1 protein-coding gene is annotated in these 1,606 nt (G+C 24.7%); it reads right to left on the bottom strand.

What is annotated here, in order from left to right:
- Positions 1 to 24 precede the first annotated feature (24 nt).
- Positions 25 to 1,606, bottom strand: a 1,582-nt coding sequence (locus tag AVBRAN9334_RS10050) for a hypothetical protein (protein WP_336607734.1), incomplete at its 5' end; no start/stop codon positions are given.

The raw sequence follows: 1,606 nt of genomic DNA, 5'->3' as shown, positions 1-1,606 counted from the left end.
TACAAGTTTTCTCATCTATATTCCTTATTTACTTTTAATCTCGTTAATCTTTTTGTTTATATCTGAAACATTTAAAGATTTTTTTAATTCATCTGTTTTTATCTTTAAATCCTCATTTGCTATTTTGCTTTCTATTTGTAATTTAGCTTTACTTGTTTCTGTTTCTAATTTAATAGAAGTTTTATCAAGTTCGTTACTATCAATTTTTAATTTATATTGAGAATTATCAATATCCATAGTTGAATTTACTTGAGGATTTATTCTAGTTATTACATTATTTTTATTATACACTCCTAATAATTTACTATTCTGTAATTCAAATAAAACATCAGAAGTATCATTAATCTTGCTATAACTAGCAAAATACGAATCACTTGGCTTTAACTTAACATAATTGTTTTTCGTATCAGCATAATAAAATTCTTGAGCTGGGTTTGTGTAAAATTCTTTAAAGAATTTATTTTTTTCATTATCCCAATCAGCTAATTGCTTTCTATAATTTGAAGAATTAGTAAATTTTAAATTTTCTTTTATATTTAAAATATTTAAATCCAAACTACCATTTTTCGTTGCTGTATATTCAACTTGTTCTTTATTGACATAAGCAGTAGTTCTATAATGATCCGAAGTTGAATCTACAATAGTAGGAGCTTTAAAATTCATTGTATAGCCGTTGTATTCTAAATCTTCTATATCATATTCACGCATTTGCAAATAATTATGGTTCATAACAAAATATCTTAAATTATAAGCACTATCCCTACCATCTTTTTTAGTTTGCTCTTTTGAATAATAAGTTAAAAGTCCTCTTGATAAATCAAGTTCAGCGGCAGAATTTGTATTTGAATAGTAATTAATAGCTGTTTGATTATTTTTTTCTATATCATTTTTAAAACTATTCCAATCATCTTTTAAAGTTGTAAAATGAGATAAATCTGATTTGCTTAAATCATAATTAATACCAACTAATTGAGCTTTTAATTCGTTTTTATTCGCACTAAAACTAGCATAATCTGATGAATATTCTAAATTCTTTTCAGCATTAGGTGTATTTAGACTAGTATTTTGCAAGTTATAATTTTGAGTTTTTATTTCTTTAATTCCTATATCAGAAACATTGTAACTATTGCTAGTAAGAGTATTTTTATTGCCATCTAAAGTATAATAATCAAAAGATTTAACACTCTTATCATCTTCTAATTTTCTACCATATAAATCAAGCGTCATAGTGCCTAAATTAAGACTAGCTGCACTTTTAGAATTTAAATCTTCTGAATAGTAATAATAACTATTCACATTATTATTAGCAAAAAATTTATTAGGAATAGAAGGTTCTAATTTAGTCCATTCTTTTTCATCTTTTACAACAGGAACACTAGGCAATACAACTTTATTATCATCTAATTTATTATCTGGTGTATTTGTAGTATTTGAATTATTATTAGGATTACTTGGCGTATCTGGTGTTGTATTTGGATTACTTGGAATAACTAAATCATCACTAGGCTTATTTGGAACAACTTCTGGCACATTATCTGTATTTAAAGAACTATCATTTTTAGCAATTATTTCATTTACTTCTTCTTTGATATCACCTGTAATATTT

It is taken from the genome of Campylobacter sp. RM9334 (assembly GCF_020138145.1).
Taxonomy (GTDB): domain Bacteria; phylum Campylobacterota; class Campylobacteria; order Campylobacterales; family Campylobacteraceae; genus Campylobacter_E.
This window is presented reverse-complemented; position numbering and strand designations above follow the sequence as displayed.